Annotated in this window: 19 protein-coding genes and 1 pseudogene; 11 read left to right on the top strand and 9 right to left on the bottom strand. The window is 43.7% G+C overall.

Annotated features, from left to right (window positions below; genetic code table 11):
• Positions 1–188: 188 nt before the first annotated feature.
• From FX988_RS16545 to FX988_RS16505, 10 genes and pseudogenes are all read left to right on the top strand, one after another.
• Positions 189–2,207 (top strand): glycoside hydrolase family 3 protein, encoded by a 2,019-nt coding sequence (locus FX988_RS16545; RefSeq protein ID WP_160181210.1) that lies wholly within the window; start codon positions 189–191, stop codon positions 2,205–2,207.
• Positions 2,200–3,753: a sulfatase gene (locus FX988_RS16540; protein ID WP_160181209.1), complete on the top strand. Its 1,554-nt coding sequence runs from the start codon at positions 2,200–2,202 to the stop codon at positions 3,751–3,753. Before FX988_RS16545 ends, FX988_RS16540 begins: the two co-directional genes overlap by 8 nt.
• Before the next feature lie 17 nt (positions 3,754–3,770).
• Positions 3,771–5,060: a sugar MFS transporter gene (locus tag FX988_RS16535; RefSeq protein ID WP_160181208.1), complete on the top strand. Its 1,290-nt coding sequence runs from the start codon at positions 3,771–3,773 to the stop codon at positions 5,058–5,060.
• Between the two features lie 248 nt (positions 5,061–5,308).
• On the top strand, positions 5,309–7,570 hold the full coding sequence (locus FX988_RS16530) for a TonB-dependent receptor (RefSeq protein WP_160181207.1): 2,262 nt from the start codon (positions 5,309–5,311) through the stop codon (positions 7,568–7,570).
• Positions 7,571–7,895: 325 nt separating this feature from the next.
• Complete coding sequence (locus FX988_RS16525; RefSeq protein WP_160181206.1) at positions 7,896–8,642, top strand: hypothetical protein; 747 nt, start codon at positions 7,896–7,898, stop codon at positions 8,640–8,642.
• Positions 8,643–9,402: 760 nt separating this feature from the next.
• The gene (locus FX988_RS16520) at positions 9,403–10,644 is read left to right on the top strand and encodes a putative DNA modification/repair radical SAM protein (protein ID WP_160181205.1); all 1,242 of its coding nucleotides are present in this window, start codon (positions 9,403–9,405) and stop codon (positions 10,642–10,644) included.
• Positions 10,645–10,660: 16 nt separating this feature from the next.
• On the top strand, positions 10,661–11,455 hold the full coding sequence (locus tag FX988_RS16515) for a TIGR03915 family putative DNA repair protein (protein ID WP_160181204.1): 795 nt from the start codon (positions 10,661–10,663) through the stop codon (positions 11,453–11,455).
• 91 nt (positions 11,456–11,546) lie between these two features.
• Complete coding sequence (locus FX988_RS21695; RefSeq protein ID WP_217621253.1) at positions 11,547–11,798, top strand: hypothetical protein; 252 nt, start codon at positions 11,547–11,549, stop codon at positions 11,796–11,798.
• Between the two features lie 314 nt (positions 11,799–12,112).
• A complete protein-coding gene (locus FX988_RS16510; protein WP_160181203.1) occupies positions 12,113–12,358 on the top strand; it encodes a DUF4235 domain-containing protein in 246 nt (81 codons plus the stop codon).
• A gap of 153 nt (positions 12,359–12,511) precedes the next feature.
• A pseudogene (locus FX988_RS16505) lies at positions 12,512–12,776 on the top strand (hypothetical protein); the annotation flags it as partial.
• A gap of 276 nt (positions 12,777–13,052) precedes the next feature.
• Here the strand turns inward: FX988_RS16505 and FX988_RS16500 are convergent.
• From FX988_RS16500 to gcvT, 7 genes are all read right to left on the bottom strand, one after another.
• On the bottom strand, positions 13,053–14,030 hold the full coding sequence (locus FX988_RS16500; protein ID WP_160181202.1) for a family 16 glycosylhydrolase: 978 nt from the start codon (positions 14,028–14,030) through the stop codon (positions 13,053–13,055).
• Positions 14,027–15,559 (bottom strand): hypothetical protein, encoded by a 1,533-nt coding sequence (locus tag FX988_RS16495; RefSeq protein WP_160181201.1) that lies wholly within the window; start codon positions 15,557–15,559, stop codon positions 14,027–14,029. Before FX988_RS16495 ends, FX988_RS16500 begins: the two co-directional genes overlap by 4 nt.
• Entirely contained in the window at positions 15,556–16,449 is an 894-nt protein-coding gene (locus FX988_RS16490) for a c-type cytochrome (RefSeq protein WP_160181200.1), read from the bottom strand. Before FX988_RS16490 ends, FX988_RS16495 begins: the two co-directional genes overlap by 4 nt.
• A 238-nt stretch (positions 16,450–16,687) precedes the next feature.
• On the bottom strand, positions 16,688–17,656 hold the full coding sequence (locus FX988_RS16485; protein WP_160181199.1) for a hypothetical protein: 969 nt from the start codon (positions 17,654–17,656) through the stop codon (positions 16,688–16,690).
• A gap of 709 nt (positions 17,657–18,365) precedes the next feature.
• Complete coding sequence (gene gcvP, locus FX988_RS16480; protein ID WP_160181198.1) at positions 18,366–21,275, bottom strand: aminomethyl-transferring glycine dehydrogenase; 2,910 nt, start codon at positions 21,273–21,275, stop codon at positions 18,366–18,368.
• Positions 21,276–21,482: 207 nt separating this feature from the next.
• Positions 21,483–21,872, bottom strand: coding sequence for a glycine cleavage system protein GcvH (gene gcvH / locus FX988_RS16475; RefSeq protein WP_011576318.1), 390 nt, complete (start codon positions 21,870–21,872; stop codon positions 21,483–21,485).
• Between the two features lie 72 nt (positions 21,873–21,944).
• Positions 21,945–23,024 (bottom strand): glycine cleavage system aminomethyltransferase GcvT, encoded by a 1,080-nt coding sequence (gene gcvT, locus FX988_RS16470; RefSeq protein WP_160181197.1) that lies wholly within the window; start codon positions 23,022–23,024, stop codon positions 21,945–21,947.
• Between the two features lie 142 nt (positions 23,025–23,166).
• Between gcvT and FX988_RS16465 the strand changes: the two genes are divergently transcribed.
• Positions 23,167–24,018 carry a LysR substrate-binding domain-containing protein gene (locus FX988_RS16465; RefSeq protein WP_160181196.1) on the top strand — a complete coding sequence of 284 codons (852 nt, stop codon included), beginning with the start codon at positions 23,167–23,169 and terminating at the stop codon, positions 24,016–24,018.
• Between the two features lie 186 nt (positions 24,019–24,204).
• Here the strand turns inward: FX988_RS16465 and FX988_RS16460 are convergent, their stop codons facing one another.
• Positions 24,205–24,363 carry a hypothetical protein gene (locus FX988_RS16460; RefSeq protein WP_162470239.1) on the bottom strand — a complete coding sequence of 53 codons (159 nt, stop codon included), beginning with the start codon at positions 24,361–24,363 and terminating at the stop codon, positions 24,205–24,207.
• 238 nt (positions 24,364–24,601) lie between these two features.
• Positions 24,602–25,666: an XrtA/PEP-CTERM system-associated ATPase gene (locus tag FX988_RS16455; protein ID WP_160181195.1), complete on the bottom strand. Its 1,065-nt coding sequence runs from the start codon at positions 25,664–25,666 to the stop codon at positions 24,602–24,604.
• Between the last annotated feature and the right edge of the window lie 145 nt (positions 25,667–25,811).

Genomic DNA, 25,811 nt, shown 5'->3' with positions numbered 1-25,811 from the left:
ATCGAAAACTTATATTTATTTATGAGTATTTCTAAGTAAAACCAAAATTGACATCGATGTCATTAATGTATAGCATCTGTTAACAACAAATGACATCGATGTCATTTGTTTTTACTTTTACAACATTAAAAGTACTTAATCACAACAATTCGTTTTTATGTTTTTCGAAAAATAGAGAGGTAGCGTAAATGGGAGGTAAGTTCGACTCGTTGGGTCCGCAAGCTTACAAATATATTATTCGTATTGCATTGCTACCTTTGCTGTCTATTGGAGTAATGGGGTGTAAAACTGATAATGCTTCAGAGCATGCATCAATCTACAAGCAACCTGAGTTAGGCACTCGCAGTACGATTCCGCTTTTAAAGAAGCACGGTTTTAAATTTAAGGACCTAAATAAAGACGGTGAGTTAAACGCCTATGAGGATTGGCGTTTGCCTGCTTCAACACGAGCCCGTGATTTAGTCGCTCGGATGACGTTAGAAGAAAAGGCTGGCACCTTGATGCATGGCAGTATGTCTGCATTTGGTGACGTTGATTATGATATGGCACGCGCTAAACGTTTAATTTTGCAAAATAATATTGGTAGTGTAATCACCCGCTTATCCTCCGAAGCAAAGCTATTGGCCAATGGAAATAATAAATTGCAAACAATGGCCGAGCAACGACGGCTTGGCATACCTCTTTCCATAAGTACCGATCCACGTAACCACTTTAATTATCTGGCCGGTGCGAGTGTATCCGCCGGTAGTTTTAGTAAATGGCCTGAGACTCTAGGCTTTGCAGCTGTAGGTGATCCAGATTTGGTTCGCCAGTTCGGAGATATTGCTCGTCAAGAGTATCGTTCTGTAGGTATTGTTCAGGCGTTATCTCCTATGGCCGATTTATCGACTGAACCTCGCTGGCCAAGAGTTGTCGGCACATTTGGTGAAAATGCTGAGTTAGCAAAGCTGTTAGTGGGTGCATATGTTGAAGGGTTTCAAAATGGTGCCCAAGGCCTAAATCCTAACAGTGTCGCCACGGTAGTAAAACATTGGGTAGGTTATGGCGCCGCTAAAGATGGCTATGACAGCCACAATTATTATGGCCGTTACGCTACATTCCCCAACAACAATTTTGAGTACCATATTAAGCCATTCGAAAGTGCATTTTCCGCTAACGTTAGTGGCGTTATGCCGACCTATTCTATTCTACAAAACTTAGTTTATAAGGGTAATAAAATTGAACAAGTCGGAGTGGGTTATAACCGCTATTTGTTAACAGATTTATTACGAGGAGAATATAAATTTGATGGCGTAGTACTTTCTGATTGGGCAATCACATTAGATTGCAGCGATATTTGTAAGTACGGTGAAGTTGATGGACAACGGCAAGAGATCCCGGATTTATCAACTGCCTGGGGGGTTATGGAATTATCGCCTCAACAACGCTATGCAAAAGCTTTAAAAGCTGGAATTGATCAATTTGGTGGCGTTGAAGATCCGCAACCATTAATCGATTCAGTGAAATCTGGTTTGGTTACAGAGGAACGTGTAGCTCAGTCAGCATATCGCATAATGCTGCAAAAATTTGAGTTAGGTCTTTTTGAAAACCCATTTGTTGATGAAGCGCTCGCGTTAAACATCGTTGGAAATGAAGAGTTTCAAGCAAAAGCTGATTTAGCTCAGGCTAAAGCGCTGGTGTTACTTGAAAATAAGCATCAATTATTGCCATTAGCGTCCTCAGCCAAAAAGCTTTACCTCTATGGTATTGACGCAGACGTCGCTGCTAACTTCGGGTTTACAGTGGTCGACGATGTAGAAGATGCTGATTTAGCGATTCTACGACTGGATACTCCCTTCGAACAAACCCACAAAAATTATGTATTTGGTCGTCGTCATCATGAAGGTAATTTATCTTTTGAACCTGGCAATCCAGACTACGACGCGGTAGTAAAAGCCAGTGCACATGTCCCTACAATTGCGACTATTTTTCTAGAGAGGCCAGCAGTATTGACCTCAATACAAGATAAGCTTGATGGAATAATAGGTAACTTTGGCGTTTCAGACAAAGTATTACTTTCAGTAATTTTAGGACACTACAAACCTGAAGGTAAGTTACCCATTGAACTCCCCTCTTCTATGGCGGCTGTTATAGCGCAACAAGCAGATACCCCTTTTGATAGTAACGCACCTTTATATCCTTTCGGTTACGGACTTTCTTATGAATAACAAAATTGCAGTACGTGTAGCTAAGCGCTTTAAGTTTCGAAGCCGCCTTGCAGTATTACTAGCGACATCGGCCACGTTAATATCTGGGTGTCAGGTGGCCGCAGATGCAGACAAAAACGACAGCTCCAAAAGTATAATTGGCAAACAACCTAACATCATTATTTTGTTTGCTGATGACATGGGCTATGGCGACCTTAGTAGCTATGGCAGCCCCAATATTCAAACCCCTGAGCTTGATGAGATTGCAAGACAAGGTCAACGTTGGACAAATTTCTACGTAGCGGCACCGGTATGCTCACCTAGCCGAGGCTCATTAATGACGGGAAATTATCCGGAACGATCAGGTCTTTACGGTGAAACGAAAGCTGTACTCTTCCCAGGTGAAGCTGGGCGCATTCCAGACGAGATAGTGACTTTACCAGAGGCGCTGAAGTCAGCCGGTTACACTACGGCGATGTTGGGTAAGTGGCATTTAGGTGACCAGCCAGAAGGCCTACCTACTCGGCATGGTTTTGATGAGTGGTTAGGAACGCCATACTCTAATGATCTTGATTGGATGATTGGCCCGACTACCACAGAAATTTTTGCTGCGGGAGCTAGAGGTGATAAAGCGTTTGTTCAAAAAGCTATTGCCGACCGCAAAAAGTACTCGCTTGCCCCTAAAAATGAATACTGGGATATACCGCTCATTAAGAGCTCAGTGGTATCCACTGGGTATGAAGACGAAATTGTTGAACGTCCGCCAAATCAAAGCTTATTAACCAAGCGTTATACCGAACAATCGGTCGATTATATTGAGAAACATGCTAATCGCAAACAACCTTTCTTTTTGTATGTTGCTTATAACATGCCTCACGTACCTGTTTTCGCCAGCAGTGATTTTGAAGGTGTTAGCGCAGGTGGACGCTACGGTGATGTCGTTGAAGAAATAGATTGGAGTGTTGGGCAAATCCGTAAAGCTTTAGAAGAACAAGGCATTGCGAAGGATACTTTAGTCGTTTTCAGTAGCGATAATGGGCCGTGGCTCACTATGGATCAGCACGCAGGTTCAGCAGGACCGCTACGAAATGGCAAAGCTACCACGTTTGAGGGAGGCACGAGAGTACCTGGTATTTTCTGGTGGCCGGGTCAAATCCAACCCGGGGTAGTAAAAGGTATTGGCTCTGTGATGGATATGTATGCAACTGCCCTAAAACTTGCTGGTGTTGAGCCAGTAGCTGAGGTTATAGATTCTGTAGATCTAACGCCTGCACTGATGGGACATCAAAGCCCAAGAACCAGTTTTGCTTACTATCGCTCTGGCGAACTGTACGCCTTCCGCAAAGGACCTTACAAAGTTCATTTTATTACACAAGGAGCTTATGGTCAGCCTCCGGCACGAGTTGTCCACAAGCGCCCGCTGTTATTCCACTTAGGCGAAGATCCAGGTGAAAAATTTGATGTTGCAGACCAGCGGCCGGAAGTTTTGGCTGACATGTTAAAGGCAGCAGAAATGCATCGCTCAGGTATGAATATCGCTGAGTCAATTTTTGAAATTGGTCGTTAATAATTAAGGACAAAAATATGGAATTAGCAAGTTCCACAGGAACAAGTACTCCAGAGCACGGACAATCACAAAACAATTTGTTTGCGTTAACCGCACTAACGAGTTTGTTCTTCATGTGGGGGTTTATCACTTGTTTGAACGATATATTGATACCCCATTTAAAAAATGTATTTTCGCTTAGCTATACGCAAGCAATGCTAATCCAATTTTGTTTTTTTGGGGCCTATTTTTTGGTATCCATTCCAGCAGGGATGCTTATAAAACGCATTGGTTATAAATATGGCATCGTACTAGGGCTTATTATCGCAGGAGTAGGTTGTTTACTTTTTTACCCTGCTGCTACCACTCATGTTTACGGCGTCTTTTTAGGTGCGCTTTTTGTACTGGCATCCGGTATTACTATTTTACAAGTCTCAGCAAACCCTTACGTAGCAATACTGGGCCCCTCAGAGACAGCGGCAAGCCGCTTAACGTTGACTCAGGCTTTTAACTCTTTGGGAACCGCTATTGCACCATTTTTTGGTGCCGCGTTAATACTATCCGTAGCGGCAGTTGACGCTAGTCAAATGCATGCTTCGCAATTGGAAACCGTTACACAAGCAGAGGCATCCTCTGTGCAAATTCCCTACTTACTGCTAGCCGCTACATTGCTTGTTCTTGCTGCCATTTTTGCAATGTTAAAGCTTCCAGCTATCGAATATAAACCTGTTGTAAAGACCGCCTCTAATGCCAATCAGCCATCAATTTTCACATACCGACATTTAACCTTGGGGGCACTAGGCATCTTTCTCTATGTTGGTGCCGAGGTATCGATAGGAAGTTTCATGGTTAATTTTTTGGGTAAGGAAAATATTGCCAATATGGCGGAGGCCGAAGCGGCAAATTATGTGGCGTATTACTGGGCTGGCGCAATGGTTGGAAGATTTATTGGTGCAGCTGTCATGCAAAAAGTATCCGGAGGCGTTGTGCTCGCCTTTAATGCATCGCTAGCTGTCGGCTTGTTGTTGATTGCAATCCTGGGTCAAGGCTGGATAGCAATGTGGTCAATCCTACTGATCGGATTGTGCAACTCGATAATGTTTCCCGTTATTTTCAGCTTAGGTGTCAACCAACTGGGAGAACGCACAAGTGAAGGGTCTGGAATACTTTGTTTAGCGATTGCTGGGGGCGCCATTGTGCCGCTAGCTCAGGGTTTCTTAGCTGACAGTGTCGGTTTACAACCTGCCTTCATATTGCCCCTACTTTGTTACTTATACATTGTTTTTTATGGCTTAAAGGGGTCAAAACCGACTTTCAAATTGACGTAGTACTCAGATTATTTGGGAAATTTAATTGTGTACGTGTGAGTTATCAAAGATAGCTCCTTTAAACGTACGCTTTTTATACAGAAGTGGAAGCTAAAGCCACTTTGTTAAGTTCGGACGCTGAGAGCATTCTCAGTTAAACACACTCGATGAGAGATCAAGAGCATATAAAGGTCACCGCTGACGGTATTTCAGCTATCACAGTGCAAATAATGTTCATGTCACTCTATAAATAAAATAGGACACAACACATGTTACTAACTAAAAAACGCAAAAGCATATTAGCTGTTGCCACTGCCTTGGGTCTAATAAACGGCTCTTTTTCCCAATCCATATATGCGCAAGAGAAGGAATTGGACGAAGATGGATTTGAGCAAATTATTGTGACAGCAAGCCGTACAGCAACAGTTGCATCGAAAACCCCGGTAGCTTTGGCTTCAATAGGGGCAGATGATCTTCGTGATTCGGGAGTTACAGATCCTACAACATTAGGTGATATGACACCCAATATATCAATTGATCGCAACAATGGTTTGCAAATTACCATACGTGGCGTTAGTAGTTCAGACAATACAGAGAAAGGTGATCCCTCTGCTGCATTTTTACTTGATGGCGTGTACATCGCGCGACCTCAAGCTCAGGAAGTATCTTTCTTTGACGTCTCCCGAGTCGAAGTTTTGAGGGGACCACAGGGCACCCTATATGGTCGAAATACTACTGCAGGGGTTGTAAACATAATCACGAATAAACCCAGATATGATTTTGAAAGTTCGTTTGATCTAGCGTATGGCAATTATAACACACTGCAAGGAACTGCTATGGTCAATGTACCCGTCAACGATGACTTTGCTTTACGCTTTGCAGCGAACATTGACCAGCGTGATAGCTATATTGAAACCGATGGTGTTAATGCTGATGTAGACAAATACAAAGACAATCGCTCAGTAAGGTTGTCCGGCTTATACAATGTGAGCGACGATGTGGAAATACTTGTCAGAGCCGACTATAGCAGTATGTTGGGCAACCCGATGGAAACGGTTTTGTTAAGTAATTTTTATACTATGCCTTTTGAAAGTGGTGTCGACCCAAAGTATACGGATAGTAATTCCAAGGCTTTACGACAACTTGGCTTTGATACGACTGGCAAGCAAGACCGCGATAACTCTACTTGGGGCATTGAAAGTGATATAAATTGGTTTATCACCGAAGAACTAACCTTAAATTATATTGGCTCTTATCGAGAATTTACTCGTGATGAAGAAGGAACGCGTTTTTTTGGAGAGAATGAAGCCACAGACTTTATTACTACTAACCAATACACTTGGGACGGAGATTATAAACAGCACTCTGAAGAATTAAGACTCGCTTATGATAATGGTAATTTACAAGCTCAGGCTGGGCTTTATTACTTCCGTGAAGAATCAGGCATTGCTTTAATTCTTTACGGCTTAAGAGCCCCTGAAGGGCAAGATGGCTATATTTTTGGTTTCCCGCAAGACCCAACCATTTCCAAATCCGTAGCTTACTTTGGTCAAACTACCTATCACCTAACCGACGAACTTAGAGTGACAGGGGGAATTCGTTCCACACATGATGAAAAGTCACGGGTAGGTGCAACCATTACCCACACAACCCTAGATGAAGAAATTGATTTTGAGAATGGCGATATACTTAACAACGCCTCAAGAGAGTTCTCGAAAGTTACCTGGAAATTAGGGTTAGATTATGATCTAGATTCACGCACCTTGCTTTATGGCAGTGTAGCAACAGGCTATAAAGCTGGTGGCTTTAACGCTGGGTGCATCGAGGGTGAAGGTTGCATTAACCCAACCACAGAAGAAGCTTTCTATTATGCTCCTGAAACGTTAGTAGCATTTGAAGCAGGTTTAAAAACACGCTTCCCTGAATACAAATTGCAGCTAAATACCAGCGCCTTTCATTATGATTATGAAGATTTACAACTTAGTCAAATTATCGACGTTGAAGGAGCGCCTCAAGCAGTCACCACTAATGCTGCAGTAGCTGATGTTGACGGAGTAGAAATTGAATCCATTTGGACACCAAACCAAGCGACTAATGTCAACCTAGCGGTGACCTGGCTAGATGCTCGTTTTGACGACTATCAGATGTCTGAAAATGCCAGCTTTGATGGTAAACCTTTATCTCGATCTCCTGAATTCACGTTGAACGCTGGCTATACCTACACGTGGGAACTTAGCAATGGTGCAGCCCTTGATCTTAGTTTAAATACTAAGTGGAGCTCTGAATACGTTATTTTAAACAACACTATAGAGGCCTACTTCCGACAACCAAGTTATACAAAAACAGGGATTACCGTTACCTACAACTCACCAGATGGCAATTGGTATGCTCAAGCCTTTGGTAAGAACTTAGAAAACAACGTGACCTTGTCTTCCGCTACTGTGGCCAGTCGCTTCCCAACATTGTCTAATGGAAGTGCCACCTTCTCAGACCCACGTACATTTGGCGTCAGAGTTGGCTACCGTTACTAACTAAGCAATTCGGTCTCACTTGGCAAGATTTTACCTAATATTCATTCCGCCAAGTGAGACAATTCTTGCTTTGTCCAATGCGATTAACTGGTGTTAATCAACGAGTTTGTGACGCTTTTTAAGTGTATACACGAATATCACACCCAACACGTACCGCTGTTTAGTCAAAGGTAATTTAACTACCCAAAGACGAGTTTAAGTTTTTCGTTGTGGCTCCAAACACAAGTACCAAGTGCTATGCCTTGTGTCGCCAATATATGTTGGAAGTTATCTATCAGTAAGTTTTTCAAACACAAATACCAATTTTTATATCTAGGAACTAATAATGAAGGCATTTGCCCTGGCAATTTTTTGCCTATTTTGCACTGATATCGACGCGAAAGTTTTAACACAAGAAACCGCCGTAAATATAGGGTGGTGGCAGGAGATATCGGATACCTCAAAGGAATCGGGTATGTATAACAGAAGTATCGTTACTGTACACCATCGAAGGGTCAGCGATTGGGGCTCACTAAATATAAAAGGGCAGATGGAAAATATAGGGGCTATGAGTGATTCGCTCGATGGCTCAGAGGGAAACGTTTGGTTCAAAACAATAGCAACACTATATTACAATTTACCAAATGCTGGGGTTAAATTATGGTATGACTTATTTGTAAATTCGAACCAAAAAGTGTCTGAAATCGAGAACTTACTGGGGCTTGCTTACCAGAAAAAAATCGGCAGGATCAGTATTACAGGTGGCGTAGCGATGAGTTATTTATCTGGTCATTCGCCATTAGGAAGCGTTGAGGGGGCAATTGCACCGATAGCACGACTTACTGCAAACTATCAAATAAATAATAACTTACTTGCCTTTGGGGTTATCACAGCAAATCTGAATCGCGATACTGAAAAATTATCAGGCTCTTTTCCTGATTTAGGGAATTCAGGACATTTTGCATTAATTGGAATTAAGTACAAATTTGCACCTCAATGGGATTTTAACGTAACGATACGTGACTACAGAAGTTGGGGGGCTTATAACAATGGGGGGAATAGTATTGTTACGACAGTGGGCTACTATTTTTAATAAATTCCCAGGGCTCTCCACTATTAAAGATTCGGTTGATTATCCCCGAGCAAATAGCCCAGTTGCTATCTAACTTGTTAAGCATTGCCAACACAAAACTTATTCAATCGACGTTAAACATTTTAGGGTAAAAGAGACGTTGTAAACTAGACAAGTGATAATGTGCCCTGCCCTATTTTATACCACGCTAAGCGGCATAACCTGATAAGTATAAACAAGCTGTTAAAGCGTGCTTTGAGCAACCCTAATGAACACATTCCCTGCGTATCTTGTAGCCTGCCCCTTTGCCTAACAACTAAAGTCACGCGCTGTTTCCTTCCTCAGCGCTCAATATTCCAGTCAAAGTCCTCAATTGGCCAGGCTTACAGTACTTCAATTCTTCACGTTGGAATTTTCACCTTAGATTAGGTCTGAATTATTACGAAATTTTAATTATGGGTGACTTTGTTAATGCGTTCAGTTGCAAAAGGTGGTGAAAAAAAGTGTATAAAAGGCCGTTTAAGTTAAGGGCTGTGATGGGCTAGGCAGTTATAGGAGCTGAGTGCTTTTTTTGGCAACCGTCTCGCCTATTTGAAAGCACTCAGCTCTTTTTTTATTAATGATCCTTTTATTCTAGAATGCAAATTGTACTGTATATTTATACATGATATAAACGCTAAGATAATTTGAAAACTAAATAACCGATACACACGTGTTGTTTCATCATTTCTGACAGAATCGACCGCTTTTGTGTATTTGCTTAGGGAAGTAATAATCTTCGATGCATGACAAACTGATTCAAAAGCTCGAAATTCTCTCAGATGCAGCTAAGTACGATGCATCATGTGCAAGCGGTACGGCTGGTAAACGCAAGGCTGGGAAAACGGATAAAACTGGCATTGGTTCGCTTACTGGCGGTACAGGAATATGCCACAGTTTTACCCCTGATGGGCGCTGTGTCTCTTTACTAAAGATACTAATGACGAACTACTGTATTTACGATTGTCACTATTGTATCAATAGAGTATCAAGCAATGTTCAACGTGCTCGTTTCACTGTGAAAGAAACGGTAGATTTGACACTGAATTTTTATAAGCGCAACTACATCGAAGGCTTGTTTCTTAGCTCAGGGATCGTCGGTTCACCAGACCTTACAATGGAAAGCATGGTGCGTATTGCAAAGTCGTTACGTCTCGATCACGGCTTCAAGGGGTATATCCACCTTAAGACAATTCCCAATGCTTCGCCTGAACTGCAGGCCGAAGCGGGCTTATATGCCGACAGGCTTAGCATTAATGTAGAAATGCCGACCCAGCCTTCATTAAATAAATACGCGCCAGAAAAAGACCTCGGCGCTATTCATAGCGCAATGAATACTCTGAAAGACAAAATAGCCGAGCATAAAATAGATAAAACGCATACCGGTAAACGCCCTCCTCGCTTTGCCCCTGGCGGGCAGTCTACTCAAATGATCATAGGGGCCGATGGCTCAAACGATAAAATCATATTGGGAACGAGTGTTAAACTTTATAGCCAACAAAAGCTACGCCGCGTTTATTACTCTGCGTTCTCGCCAATACCAGATGCGTCTGAGGTTTTACCGCTCAAGCCAGCACCTTTGATCCGCGAGCACCGTCTTTATCAGGCTGATTGGCTATTGCGTTTTTATGGTTTTAATCTTGATGAAATATTACACGATGACATGCTTGATATGGACCATGACCCTAAGCTGGCGTGGGCATTGCGCAATCGTCATGTATTCCCAATTGACTTAAATAAAGCCGACAAACTGATGTTGTTACGAGTGCCAGGTCTTGGTGCCCGCACCGTGCAAAAAATTCTGGCGATCCGCCGTTATACAAAGCTTAGTTGGATGGATCTCACTAAAATGCGTCTGCCATTACAAAAGCTAAAACCTTTTATTAGTGTGAATGATTACTCGCCTGCTATTCACTTACTCGATAGCAATAATTTTGAGCTGCAGTTCAAACAGCCGAAACAGTTTGAGCTCTTCGGCGCCTAAATGAAGTAGCCTCAAGATGAAAACAATTACAATCACTTCCGTGCCCGGATATAACGAGTGGCGCAAAGCATCAAGAGAATGTTTAGCGCAAGCTATCTCCCCTGAAAACATTATTTGGCAAACTTCAGAGTCCATACAGGACGACTTGTTTGGGCATCCTGAAGAGATTATTGCGGCCCCTAAAGGGCAGATGAAACACACTATTCCCAAGTCAATACTAATGCTTTTTAAATATGCGCTGTGTCATCGAAATGCTAGCCGCTTCGCACTGTGTTATCGGGTTTTATGGCGCGTTATTTTCGAGAACAAAAACCTTATTCAGTTAAAAACTGACCAAGATATAATGCAGCTTGTTACTTTAGCCAAAGCGGTAAAACGCGATGCGTATAAAATGAGCGCGTTTTTGAGATTTAGAGAAGTTAATCATGACGGACAAGAGCACTTTATCGCTTGGTATGAACCAGAGCATTTTAGCTTGGAGATTAAACTCGACTTCTTCCAAACCCGCTTCAAGAATATGCGCTGGTCTATATTGACGCCTTATCGGGCCGCCCATTGGGACACTGAAAAGCTAGTGTTAGAAGATAATCCCGATCCGAGTGTGTGCCCTGATGAAGACCGTATCGAAAAATATTGGCTCACTTATTACACTAATATATTTAATCCCGCCCGGATCAAAAAGAGCGCGATGCTAAGCTCAATGCCTAAAAAGTACTGGAAGAACATGCCTGAAACAGCACTGATTGACGATATGATTCGAAATTCAGATGCAAGAGCTCGCAAAATGATAACAGATGGGAATAAACGCTAATTTCGATGATATGTATATCAATTGGAGTTTTCTAATGGCGTTAGGTTTCGTATAAGTTATTGGCCCTTATTAGGACGATATGAAGGCCCCCATGATAAGAATGGTCAACTATAAGGGCTGTACTGCACTTATTTTGTGTCAGGTAGATGGATTGTGCCTCAACCTCGAAAAGCCAAATTCACTAAAAGACTATATTGAGCTGTTAGATACACCAGGTCGCTGCATTCAAAGCGAACTTCTCTCATGCTTCAAATCCAGTGATTTATCGCGGCCGTTGCACGAAGCAACAAACGACAAAACACTCGAAGCTGCGTTGTATAAAAATGGCCAAGTTCAACGTTAGAAACGGCTAGCTGACTTTATGGTTATGCGCCAAATGCTTTCACAGAAGCTAAGAAAGTAAATGACACAAAGAAATTAACCGATCATCCAGAGAAAAGAGCTCTTTACTTGAGAAATATTTACAATTTTACCCGTAAGTTAGTTAGCGAATTTCGCTACTGCAATTGTTTTTGCACAAAAACACACTCCTCTTTTTCATTGTGACCAGCCTACAAGCTATATTACGACCGCAACTCGAACAATAACGTAAGAAATTCACAAAGTAGGTCTATGATTTGCACCAAGATATTAACTAACAATCTGAAGGGGTACATTATGAGCAGTAAACAACTCATTACGAACGTAGGTATTGGACTTGCCGCCGCATCGGCAGGCATTCTAGCAAGAAAAACGCTACAAAAATCGTGGGAAAAAGTGACTAACGAACCCGCACCGAAAGACAAGAGAAATGAAAACACTGACCTTAAAGAGGCTGTAACGTGGGCAGTCGTGTCAGGTATTGGTGCTGGTCTTGCTAGAATGGCCGTTCAATATGTAATCGACAAACGCCAGTCGAAATAACATCTTAAAATAGATAGCTCTGAAAAATACAAGAAGGGCGATATAAAGAAACCTGTGATAAATATCGTCAATTTTCAGGGCCAGGCCATAGTCGGTTTGTGTCTCATTATTGTCAGATAGGTTGCGTGTGCCCCAACCTCGAAAAAGCCAAATTCGGTAAAAGACTATTGTGAGTGGTAGACACTACAGGCCGTTGTATTCGTGATGACAAGGCGGCCATATCGATAACACTCGCAGTCCTATTCTACAAAGATTGGGACTAGACGCTGCTCAGTGGTTAACCTTAACTACTGAGTTTGAAAAACACTTCTGCTACGCAGCTGGTGCGGAGCAAATGATGAATGCCTTTAAGCGCCATACTCATCATCAACGAATACGAGGAATGACCAAAGCGAAAGCCTTGTTAAAACGCGCTTGAATCAACCCTAACGAACACATTCCAAGCATATCTTGTAGCCTAGCCCTTGCCTAAAAATTGACCTTACGCGCCATTTTTTTCGAGGCACAGTATTCCAGTAAAAATCCGCAATTGGCCTGACCTTGAGAAGGTCAACTCCTCGTGTAGGAACCTCCACCTTTAAGTAGGAGTGAATTATTACGAAACTTTAATTATGGATGTCTTTGCAAGTTGATAGAGGGCAAAAGACTCAGCGATACTAAGGCGAGTTTACTAAACACTATGCTTTTCATGTTTCTACTCCGTTTTCCATGTTCTTATCCACTGATATCGCGTTGAGCGATCTTTCTTGGATGCCATGAAGCCATCTTTTTTTGCATCGGTAGGCCAATTGAAGTCATAAATTTCAATTGCCAAAATAAGTGCCATGGGTTTTTCAAATGGGATACTGGGCACAATCGTGTGGTTGAACTTCCCGTCTACGAAGAAGTCAAGTTGTGTGGGCGTTCGCCAATGAAAGCCATAAACATGAAAATTTTCAGAAGGTGAGAATGTGCCACTGAGATCTTTCGGAGTTTCAATATTTATCGCTTTCTCAGTACAGCTGTCTTGTCGCTGGCGAGCAGTGGCATTAATGCCTTGAAGAAAGCTAGTGCGTGCCTTTTCATACCATTCAGGCACTGACTCACCCTCAAGCGGAGGCTTAGTGTTACTCGATGCTCGCCCAATACTTTCGGTAACATCGAGCTCAGTTTTGGGCACCGTTTCACAATTAGGATCATGGGGCGTTTGCATCCAAAATGTACCCGACATGATTGTGGTTGTCGTTTTCATTTTTGCTTCGGTATACATGCCCGGCTGTATTAAGGCATGGGAACGCAGAATGGCGCCAGTATGCGTCCACGTTCTTCCCTCGAAAACAACGTCTTCCTTTTTTCCTTCCATCCAAAGCTCGCCATCAACCACACTGACATTCTTCTTCTGAAATAATCCTGGGTACCGGCCGTTCCATAGAAACTTGCCTGGAACAATATTGCGGGTATCCCATATTTGACTTAACTCATCCCCTTCAAATTCATCTGAAAGTGTTTCAACGAGTGACCAACGCTGTGTTAAAAGCTGCTTGCTAGCGCCATCTTCCCCACTAACAAATGGATGCGTTTGTGCTTCTTCTTGGGCGTTAACGTTCAAGCTAGCAATTAGAAGAAGAACGATTAGCCCCCCGCTATTTAACCAACGTATCGCATCATTTTGTCCAAACATATTGCGCTTCATTGTGAGTCTCTTGCACGTTTGTTCAGGTTGTACCGTAAAACAGTGCCCATTAGAGGTTTACCGTTCACGCTAACCATTTCACCTAGATCTATAGTGTAAAGTCTATTCTCGGCCAGGCTGTCTAAGGTAATAAAAAGCTGCTTTCTCGATTTATCTAAGGTGAGTTTGGCTGGAACTACATTAGTTACATCCACCTTTTCTGAACCGTATTTGGCGTGATAGTGATAGGTATGGTGGGTTATTGAAACAGTATCTGGCAGAGCCTCGATGGGCTCATTAGCGGTAATTTGAAACCCGTCTTTATGAAGCGTTACACTTTCAATAAGAAAAGGCGTTTTTTTCTTAGTGATTTTGAGCAAGCCCTCTCCACCAGCCCAATTCATGTGTACTTTGCCGACCCACAATGCGCCATCTGAAGAGAAGTCCATCGTGTAATTTCCAATGCCAAGAGCGTTGCCCCCTACAAAAGGAATGAGTGTTCCTTGCGATGTTCCGTCAATTTCATCGGGTAAATATCGAATGAGATGATTTTTATTCATATCACCTAAGAGCATTTCTCCCTCTGGAAGACCAAAAAGAGATTTAGCGATAGTTTTAACTGGTTTCGTTGGTGAATTCGCCAGCTCTCCATGTGGAAACAATGCCGCTGCGGGTTTGCGCAACGGTAATAAATCAGACGCTTCTATTTCAGAATGGGGCTTTTGCCAACCTTTTTTCCAATGCAAAGAAGCGGGATGTCCTGCAAAATCTCCCTCGCTGACATGATGCAAAGGGCTTGTTCCTATCCAGTCCCCCTGATTATCAGTTACCCATAGGCGCCCGTTATCATCGAATCCCATTCCAGCTGGCGACCTAAACCCTGAAGCAAAAGGCGTAACCTCACCGTCAGGCGCTATCTTCATTACCCACCCTCGGTAAGGCGCACAAGAAAACATGCGAGTTACCTTTTTCCGATACCCTTGTTTCCATTTTTCAAAGTCATGCCACTGCTGCATCTTGTCTTTAGGAGGACATAACTCACTGTATTCCCCCCTTATATACTCAAAAACTCCATTAAAATTAGATGCTACATTTAGCGCAACAAATATATTTCCTTCAGTGTCAACCACAGGACCAAACGCAAATTCGTGGTAGTTTCCCGTCATTCCAAAATCATCGTATACCGTCTGATACTGATCTGCCTTACCATCACTATCAGTGTCAATTATCCGCGTAAGCTCCGGCTTTTGAATGACTAAAAATTGTCCCGGCTTCTCCTCTACAATACCAAGTGGCATATGTAACCCCGACGCAAACACGTCCCATGTTTCAGACTCAGGATCATAGATAACCACATCTCCGTGCATCACAGTAAGCGCTAATCGGCCGTCTTTCATTGCCGTTAAACCACCGACTTGAGGGTCAATTTCAATTGGGTAATCAACCCGCTCAATGGCGTAGTAGTCATACCAATCTGCTTTTACCATCGCGGAAAACATAAGGTGGGAAAGAAGCGCCACCAGCAGCGCTGCGAATAAAAGGGTATTCATAATTCCACCTCAATGCTGAAGCTCGACACTTGCTCAGGGGACAAGTGAACGTTATCGTCGGTTAGAGGTTTTCCATTAAGGCGTATTGAAGATGGAGACGAATGGTCAAGAGTAAGTGCTACATCTTGTTTTACGCCTGTTATTGTAAACTCACGAACGAACGATCTTTCATTACTCCCTAAATGAATACGTTCTTTTACTTCAACGTTGCCGACCTGATAATGAAACTCTGGCTCCCCCTTAATCAATTGATATCCTTTGAACATAATTTCCTTATTATCAACAAACGAAAATAAAACGTCGCTTTCTTCTGTATACATTATGGCTTTCGCATTTTCCTCTCGTCTTTTTTCTCCGTCAAAATCAGCGCCAGTGGGGTACACATAGCGCAATTTTGCTATGGTGGTATCCCATACCACTGTTAATTCAGAATTTAGAGCAATAGCTATTGATGCTGGGCTAGTGAAAGGCAGATAATGTCTCAATACTTGGGGATAAGGTCGCTGTGGCGGCTTGTAAGGTGCGAATTTAGGTTTTTCCCCTTCTTGTTTTTGGTCCTTACTCACATCCAAAATGTAAAGGTGAATAGCTGCAAGCGTATCGTTGTCCAAATAGGTAATCGCAGGCATTTGGATCATATCAGGGTTTTTCTTACCCGGACTTTTCACCCATGCTAAAAATGCCTCCCGTTTAGTCTCTGGGTAACGATCGCTAATATAAACTAACGATGGACCTGTACTATTTTGCTTTAGATCGTGACAGGCGCCACAATTTTCTTTAAATGCCGTCTCGCCCATATCATTGGCGTAATCGTCAACAGACAAAGTCATGAGCAACAGCACAAAACCGATAGTGCAAACACTATTGCTGGCCATCATGAGAAAACTCAAGTTGTATCCTCTTTTTTTACATCCACATTTTTTTTCATTGTGTTCCCACTGCAAAATAGTGAAGACTTCAATACCGAAATACATGAACCTGAATTCACTACTCAGTTATTCTGATAACAGTATTTGTTAGGCATTCATTCGTTTATTCTCATTGCTTGCGATTCTGTGCTTAGCAGTTCGGGCTTACCACCTCTATTCCCCGAGCCTGAAACGGTCTGAAGCCTGCTACCTGCCAGCGCTATCTTGGCATTACCGAATTTCCCAGAAACCGGCGGAATTTTTGGGGGTTACCGTGTTCATCTCCCTCAAGCAGAAAAAACACCATCCCAGCATCAGACAAGTCAGCCTTTTTCTTAGGGTTGTGCTGCATTCGCTCCCACAACCAACGTAACGAAGGGTCTTTGTGGGTTTTAAGCCACTCAAAGGGTTCAAATGATTTTGAGCACCATAGCGTTGTGGGTTTGTCACACGCGTTCTGATCAATAATTCTTTTGTAATGGATGCGGTTACCACTTAGAAGCAATACATCTGACATTGTATGATGCGCTTTTCTTCTCAAATGTTTGTCGTTGTACCCACTATGAGAAACAACATATACGTGAGAAAGTGACGCAATCTTTTCTATATCGATTACGCGTGCAACGGCCTGATAAAGAAATTCTGAAGGGCCCATATGGATAAAATACAGAGGGTCGTGTTCACTAGATTTTGCAATCTCACGCGCCAGATGTTCAATTGCCCTATCTGTATTTTTCGACACATCGAAGAATTGTGATTTAGGAAAGTTCCACCACTCAATTGCACCAGTGACAGAGTCCGCCATGTAATTTGTTTCGGTGGTATGCGGTGGTGCATCAATGAAGTTGTTGAAGGAATAATGCACCAATTTATCTTGCAACCCTTTTTTGGCAAGCATTGCTAGTGTTGCGGCTGTACCTGCCCAATCATCCTCGTCAGCTCGCGGCCAGCGTGCTTCAGTGTGATGATCAGCTTGATTGTTACCATCTGCACTAATTGCTATTCGTTCACCGTTGTACTGGTATCCCTCCATAATAAACGCAGATACAACTTTAACGCTGCCATTGTGAGTAAATACGGAAGAAAGTGAACTGGCTGATTCAAACCCGTAAAGGCTAACTTCATTGTCTAGCGTATTGGCAACAACCCATGCACTGTTGACACAAAGTACTGTGCTGACAACAGCCACTGTTCTGCGCTGAAACCTTGATAATATTATAGATTGAAGACGGGTTATGCAGCGAAACATAAATAGAGGACCCAGAAATCGTACTCGTTATAAATATAGAGTCAGAGTACTCCCCAACCACAATACAGTCAACATTTCACAAACACATTGTTAACAATAAAGCTTGAAGGGCAAAAGAAAAAGCGTATTAAGGTCATATTTTAGCATTAGCTTTTGTAATACCCCCATTTTAAGCGGCAGTCATTTGTAGAAAATCTTTAAGCCGCTCCCAATAATTGATTGGGGGGCACATATAAAAGAGGTCAGAGAAATTTTAAAAACACTCCCTCTAAATTCCTCACTACAATCTGTTTAGTTTTACTAAGAAATCCTGAAAATCTTAGCTTAAGAAAAAGAGGGATCACCCTCTTGTATAGCAAAGCCATGCTTTTGATTTACAGCGACTCCAATTTTCCAGATTTTAAATAGACTTGCCAGATGACCTGACATGGACGTCAGGGCAATGCGAACCGCTTTACATGGATGTTGCCTTTCGCCGTTCTGGCATTGAAGTCTATTTCAAATATGAATTGAAAATTGGTTGGAGCGCGGCTTCTTTTGCCTACTTTTCTTAGCTGTTGAAGAAAAGTAGGTCTCCCAGCATGGATGCTGGGAGAAAAAATCCACGGATGGCGGTAAGCGAAGCGTATGCTTTTAAGCGTAGCGCCCCCTACTCTTCCATATACGTCTCAATACTAGGGCAAGAACAAATCAAATTTCTGTCCCCGAATACGTCATCGATGCGGTTAACCGAGGGCCAGAATTTGTTTTTCGCTACGCTGGCGACTGGGTAGGCCGCTGTGTGGCGATCGTAACTGCGATCCCAGTTGGCGTCACAGATATCGTCTAGGGTGTGCGGTGCGTTGTGCAATGGGTTGTCAGTTGCGCTCCACTCACCTGATTCAACTTTTGCCGCTTCAGCACGGATGCATACCATGGCTTCGATGAAGCGGTCTAGCTCGACTTTGGCTTCTGACTCTGTTGGCTCGATCATCAGCGTGCCTGCTACTGGGAAGCTCATGGTCGGTGCGTGAAAGCCGTAATCGTTTAGGCGTTTGGCGATATCGACTTCGGTGACGCCTGATGCTTCTTTTATGGGGCGCAGGTCGATAATACATTCGTGTGCTACGCGGCCATTTCGTCCGCGATACAAGACGTTGTAGTGGCCGTCTAGCTTATTGGCGATGTAGTTGGCGTTTAAAATTGCCACTTCGGTAGCCTTTTTAAGCCCTGCACTGCCCATCATTTTGATGTACATGTAGCTGATAGGCAAAATAGATGCACTGCCCCAAGGCGCTGCAGATACCGCGCCATTGCCGGCACTGGTGTTGCCTGTGTCGATGACTTTATGGTTTGGTAAGAACGGCGCTAAGTGCGATTTAACTCCGATTGGCCCCATACCCGGGCCGCCGCCACCGTGGGGAATACAGAAGGTTTTGTGCAAGTTTAAGTGCGATACATCAGAGCCAATATGACCAGGTGAGGTAATGCCTACCTGCGCGTTCATATTCGCACCATCAAGATACACCTGACCACCAAACTCATGCACTATGTCGCACATTTCTTTGATGGTTTCTTCGTACACACCATGGGTAGATGGGTAGGTGATCATGGCGCAAGACAGGTTGTCTGCCACTTCTGCGGCTTTTTTGCGTAAATCAGCTAAGTCGACGTTGCCGTTTTTGTCACAGTTCACCACCACCACTTTCAAGCTAACCATTTGCGCTGACGCAGGGTTAGTACCGTGCGCAGAGCTTGGGATAAGGCAAATATTACGATGCCCTTCGTTGCGGCTTTCGTGGTAACGCTGAATCGCGATAAGGCCAGCATATTCGCCCTGTGCACCTGAGTTAGGCTGCATAGAAAGTGCATCGTAGCCTGTGATATCTAGTAACCATTCGCTTAATTCGCTCAACATTTGGCTGTAGCCTTGTGCTTGCTCGATAGGAGCGAACGGGTGCAATTTACCAAACTCAGGCCAGGTCACCGGGATCATTTCAGCGGTGGCATTCAGTTTCATGGTGCATGAGCCTAGGCTTATCATCGAGTGATTAAGGGCTAAGTCTTTGTCTTCTAATGATTTGATGTAACGCAGCATTTCAGTTTCTGACTGGTAGCTGTTAAACACTTCGTGAGTCAAAATATCGCTGGTACGCACTAAATCAGCCGGAATGGACTGACTGCCTTTCGCCACAATTTGCTGATCAAGTTGGTTAATGTCTAATCCGTGATCGTCGCCTAACAACACGTTGAACAGGTTTTGTAGGTCATCACGGGTGGTGGTTTCATCAAGGCTAATACCCACTGCACCGTCTAAGTCGGTACGTAAATTCATTTTCGCGCTATGAGCCGCTGCCACGATCGCGTCTTTTTTGTCGCCTACGTTAACCGTAATGGTATCGAACCAGGTGTTATTCGCTAGGCTCAGGCCCTTGTCAGCATGTTGGGTAATACCGGCAGCAAGAATGTCAGCAAAGCGATGAATACGTGATGCTATTGTTTTTAGGCCGTCAGGACCGTGGTACACAGCGTAGAACGATGCCATGTTAGCCAGTAACACCTGAGCGGTACAAATGTTTGAGTTGGCCTTTTCACGGCGGATATGTTGCTCACGGGTTTGTAGTGCCATGCGCAGGGCCGGGCGACCACGCGTGTCTTTTGATACACCAATAATACGCCCAGGAAGCGAGCGCTTGTAGGCATCGCGCGTAGCGAAAAACGCAGCGTGTGGCCCGCCGTATCCCATAGGTACGCCAAAACGTTGAGCTGAACCTAGCACCACATCTGCGCCCATTTCACTTGGCGCTTTAAGTAACACCAAGCTCATAATGTCAGCCGAGACCGCGACTATGCCTTTGTTTGCTTGTACTTGGGCGATAATGTCGGTTAGGTCATTTACTGCCCCTGTGGTGCCTGGATATTGCAGCAATGCACCGAACACGTCATGGCTGGCTGCATCTGCCGCTTTGCCCACAACGACGTCAAAACCGAACATATCAGCACGGGTTTGAATCACGTCAAAGGTTTGTGGGTGCACATCCTCAGCCACAAAGAACAGGTTTGATTTTTTGTTTTTCGATACGCGCTTAGCAAGGCCCATGGCCTCGGCTGCGGCGGTAGCTTCGTCTAGCAAAGAAGCAGAAGCAAGCTCCATTCCAGTTAAATCAATGGTCACTTGCTGAAAGTTAAGCAGCGCTTGTAAACGCCCTTGAGCAATTTCTGGCTGATACGGCGTGTACGCAGTGTACCAACCTGGGTTTTCTAGCACGTTACGTAAAATAACGTTCGGGGTTAGAGTATCGCTGTAACCCATGCCAATGTAAGAACGGTTTACTTGGTTCTTGCTGGCTACGGTTTTCAAATAGGCCAAGGCTTGTGCCTCAGTTTGGCTTTCACCCACGTTTAGGCTTTCTGGCAAACGAATACCTTCAGGTACGGTTTGTTGCATCAAATCGTCCAACGACTCGGCACCAACACATTCCAACATGTCAGCCATTTCAGCTTCACTTGGGCCAATATGGCGGCGAATAAAATCTTGCGTTTGCTCTAACTGCGAAAGGGAAAAATTAGCATGTGGCATAACTGGCTTACCGATTCCTTAAAACGTGAGTGGCCTGAATCAAACGATTTAACGCATGATTAAGGTAAAAATATTAGATAAAACAAGAAGCAGTGTTACGCCTACGTTGCCAATGGCAAGGCCATAACCCTACTGTGAAAAATAAAAAACAATCGTCGTTAAAACAACAAAGAGCAACCCAAGGTTGCTCTTTGATTTAACGCATACTTACTCTTCTTCGATGCTGTTTTCGTAACCTTCAGCGTCAAGCAGGCCTTCAACTTCGTCTGCATCATCTGCTTTAATGCGAAACAACCAACCGTCCCCGTAAGGGTCAGAGTTAACTAACTCTGGGCTGTCTTCTAGGTCTTCATTGACGCCAACAATTTCACCGCCGATTGGTGCGTAAACGTCTGATGCCGCTTTAACTGATTCTGCAACCGCGATGTCGTCGCCAGCACTGACCGTAGCGCCAACGTCAGGTAATTCAACAAATACCATATCGCCAAGAAGCTCTTGGGCGTGCTCACTGATACCGACAGTAAACGTACCGTCGCCTTCAGGGCGAACCCATTCATGAGTGGTGGCATAACGTAGATCTGAAGGGATATTGCTCATAGTTGTTCCTAAATAGTGAAGTCGTTTGCTCAAGCTCGGCAGTTACAAAGCACTGCCGCACCAGTTAATTTCTTATAAAACGCTTTTGCCATTTCGCACAAAGCTGGGTTTAACCACATTTACTGTAACCCACTTTTTGCGCATTTCCACCTGTGCGGTATCACCGACAGATGAAGGTACGCGCGCCATGGCAATACTGTGCCCAAGGGTTGGGGAAAACGTACCCGAGGTGATAACGCCTTCGCCGCCTTCTACTTTCACGGCTTGACCGTGACGAAGTACCCCTTTTTCAGTGAGTACTAGGCCCACTAGCTTGTCGGTACCGGCAGCTTTTTGTGCTTCTAGGGCTTTTCGGCCAACAAAGTCGCGCTCTGCCGGCTCCCATGTGATGGTCCAGCCCATGTTGGCAGCAAGGGGCGAAATGGTTTCGTCCATGTCTTGGCCATATAAGTTCATGCCGGCTTCTAAGCGCAAGGTGTCGCGTGCGCCTAAACCACAAGGGGCTACACCAGCATCAATTAGCTTCTGCCAAAAGTCAGCGGCTTGCTCGTTAGGTACCATAATTTCGTAGCCTGCTTCGCCTGTATAACCTGTTGTCGCAATGAACAAATCTTCTGCTTGCACACCAAAAAACGGTTTCATACCGGCTACGGCTTCATTTTGCGCTGATGAGAATAAGGTCGCGGCTTTCTCTTTGGCTTGTGGCCCTTGTACGGCGATCATGGCGAACTCTGGGCGTTCGGTAATGGTCACGTCAAAGCCTTCAGCTTGCGCATTTAACCAGTCCATGTCTTTTTGGCGCGTGGCTGAGTTAACCACTAGGCGATAATTGGTAGTTTCAAAGTGATACACAATCAAATCATCAACTACGCCGCCTTCTTCATTCAACATGCCGCTATAAAGGGCTTTGCCGCGCTCTTTTAATTTAGCTACGTCGTTGGCCAATAAATGACGAAGGTAGTCTTGGGCTTGCTCGCCAACCACATCGACAATGGTCATATGGGATACGTCAAACATACCGGCAGTGCGGCGCACAGCGTGATGCTCTTCTATTTGTGAGCCGTAATTGATTGGCATTTCCCAGCCATGAAAATCAACCATTTTAGCGCCTGATTCTAGGTGCTTACTGTGCAAAACCGTTTTATTTGGCATGTGACTTATCTGTTTTGATTAACGTGATTGCCAGTATAGGTAGCAGATTTGGTCACAACAAATTGAAAATATTAATGCTTACATTAACATTACTTATCTATACAATTACTTTCATCAGGTTAGCTAATCTATATGGCGAATAATGAAGCAACTTTCTCTGGATAACTTACGTACATTTGTCACTGTGATTGATTTGGGCGGCTACGCCAAAGCGGGAGAGTACCTTGGTCGCTCGCAACCGGCCATTAGCTTGCAAATTAAACGTTTAGAGTCACAGCTTAATAAGCGCCTGTTCAGTAAAGCTGGGCAGCGCCACGAAGTGAATCACGATGGACTGAATTTGTATCATCAAGCGAAAAGCATGTTGGCTATCAATGATGATATTTTTCGCCAGTTTGAGCCTGCATCGATTCGCGGCCGATTGCGCCTTGGTATTCCCAGTGAGTTTGCGACCACGTTACTGCCCAGTATTGTGGGGGAGTTCAGTAAGCTCTACCCAGATGTATCCTTAGAAGTGACCTCGGCCCTGAGTAAGTCTTTATTGAATGAAAATCAGCGCCAAGACTTCGATTTAATCATGGCGTTGTTGCCCCATAATCAAACGGTTGACGGTGAATTACTGCTAGATGATGACTTAGTATGGGTGGGCAACAGAAACCAAAATTTTGCGAATAATACCTTAAGCTTAGTACTTGCCCCGGATGGCTGTATGTATCGAAGCCGTGTCATACAAGCCTTAAAACAGCAAACCACCCAGTGGCGTATTACTTATACCAACGCCGATTTAGCCGGTATTACTGCTGCGATAAACCAAGGGTTGGGCATAACTGCCCTAGCCCGAAGCAGTGTGCCAAAAGATTTGAGTATCATTCGCCATGAAATACTGCCCGATTTAGGCAAAATTCGTATTGCGCTATTTAACCAAGCGCAGCGCTATTGGCAAGCAAGCGACAAACTAGCCGAGTTTATAAAATCGCGTTTGGGAGAGATTTAACAAGCAAAAGTTGGAAAGACGAAAAGCGAATGTATTTAAAGCGCTCAATGGAGCGAGTGGTTAAAAGAAGGGGAAATCAAAGGCTCAGCAAAATTGAATGATTAAATATTAACGATGCCCGTATGTGCGCGCTTTACGCTTTATTAGAAGGCTTCAGGAGTACTAGGTTTAGTGACACTAAAAACACTACACTCCTGAACGCAATAAAAACATACCGACACAGGCTACCAACAACACCACTGAAAAAACTTCTCGGTTATATTTACCGTGATAATAGGCTTTGCGGCGATCTTTTAATGCTTGATATACGCCTGATTCATCTTGCTCTGACTTTCTGTTGTACATACCGTGCTTCATCATATTACCCTCTGCTGTATTACCTTATCGGCAAGGTGGTTAAAAAATTCAACGCACTTGCGGTGTAAAGCAAACCCCGCCAACATATTGGATAATATAATACCCTTTTAGTTCAATTTCCTCTTTTTTTACGAAATATTAACAACTTAACATGATGAATAGTTCTAAAACGGACTAAGAGTTGACCGTTTTAGGCATTAACTCACCACAAAAAACAGGACCTACATTAATCGTCGGATTTTAAGCGCACATAGGTTTTATATTTTTTCTTCAGCAGTTTATCGATGTAGCGAGTCAATTTGATTTTATGACTGATGGCATCGTCAAGGGCGTCTGTTAGCTCAGTTAGCATGGTTTTGTAATAGGTTACGTCTTTTAAAACATTAGGGGCGGCCTCGTTACTGGCATTCGCCGCTGTAGTCGGTTGTGCATCACCTGAGACTGGCGCTTCATCTTCATCTGCCACTTTGTTGTCAGGTAAAAACATCTCGTCGGCCACTTCTTTGACCACAGCTTCAACTGCGGTTTCATCAAAGGTTTCAAGCTCTTCAAGGAATCCGTACAGTAAAATACGGTCCATCAAGGTGTTAATTTTACGCGGAACACCTCGGGTAAAAACGAAAATTTTGCTGTAAGCATCACTGGAGAAAAGAGCGTTTCCTTCATAACCCGCATGCTGCATTCTATATTCGATATACGCTTGGCATTCGTCTTCTGTTAACGGCGATAAATGACAAGACGCCACAATACGCTGACGAAACTGTTCCATATTCGGCGCACGCAAAATGGGTTGTAGCTCTTCTTGCCCGAGTAAAAAGCTTTGTAATAATGGCTTGCCGTTTTTTTGATAATTCGACAGCATGCGCAATTCTTCGATGGTTTCTAACGGTAAGTTTTGCGCTTCATCCACCAGCAGTAAAGCGCGTTTACCTTGTTGGTGCAACTGGGTAAGAAATAGCTCTAAGTCGCCTAGAATGTCAGATTTAGTACTACCTTTAACTGGAATTTCAAACTTACTGGCGACCATTTTCACTAGCTCGTCAGGGGTAAGTTTTGGAGTAACAATTTGCGCCGCAACAATGCCGGCTTCCATGGCATCTAGTAAACTATTAGCAATGGTAGTTTTACCCGTGCCAATATCACCTGTAATAACAATAAACCCTTCAGCCTGAGACAGTCCGTATTGCAGGTACGACATGGCTCGCTTGTGCCATTTACTGGCAAAGAAAAAGCTCGGGTCCGGTGTCAGTTGAAAAGGTTTAGAGTTAAGTCCATAATAATTTTCGTACATAAAAGCGTTGGGTCCGTTGGGCGAATTGCTCAAGCAAATTTGGCTCTAGCTTAAGCTATCAGGGTAAGTCTTAGCAACGTCTATGCAGATAAAGGCTTAGAAAGTTCACCTTTAGGATGCGAAAACTCGTTTTATAGAAGGTTTT

It is taken from the genome of Paraglaciecola mesophila (assembly GCF_009906955.1).
Lineage (GTDB): Bacteria > Pseudomonadota > Gammaproteobacteria > Enterobacterales > Alteromonadaceae > Paraglaciecola > Paraglaciecola mesophila_A.
The sequence above is the reverse complement of the archived record's forward strand: the minus strand, read 5'-3'. Positions and strand labels throughout refer to the sequence as shown.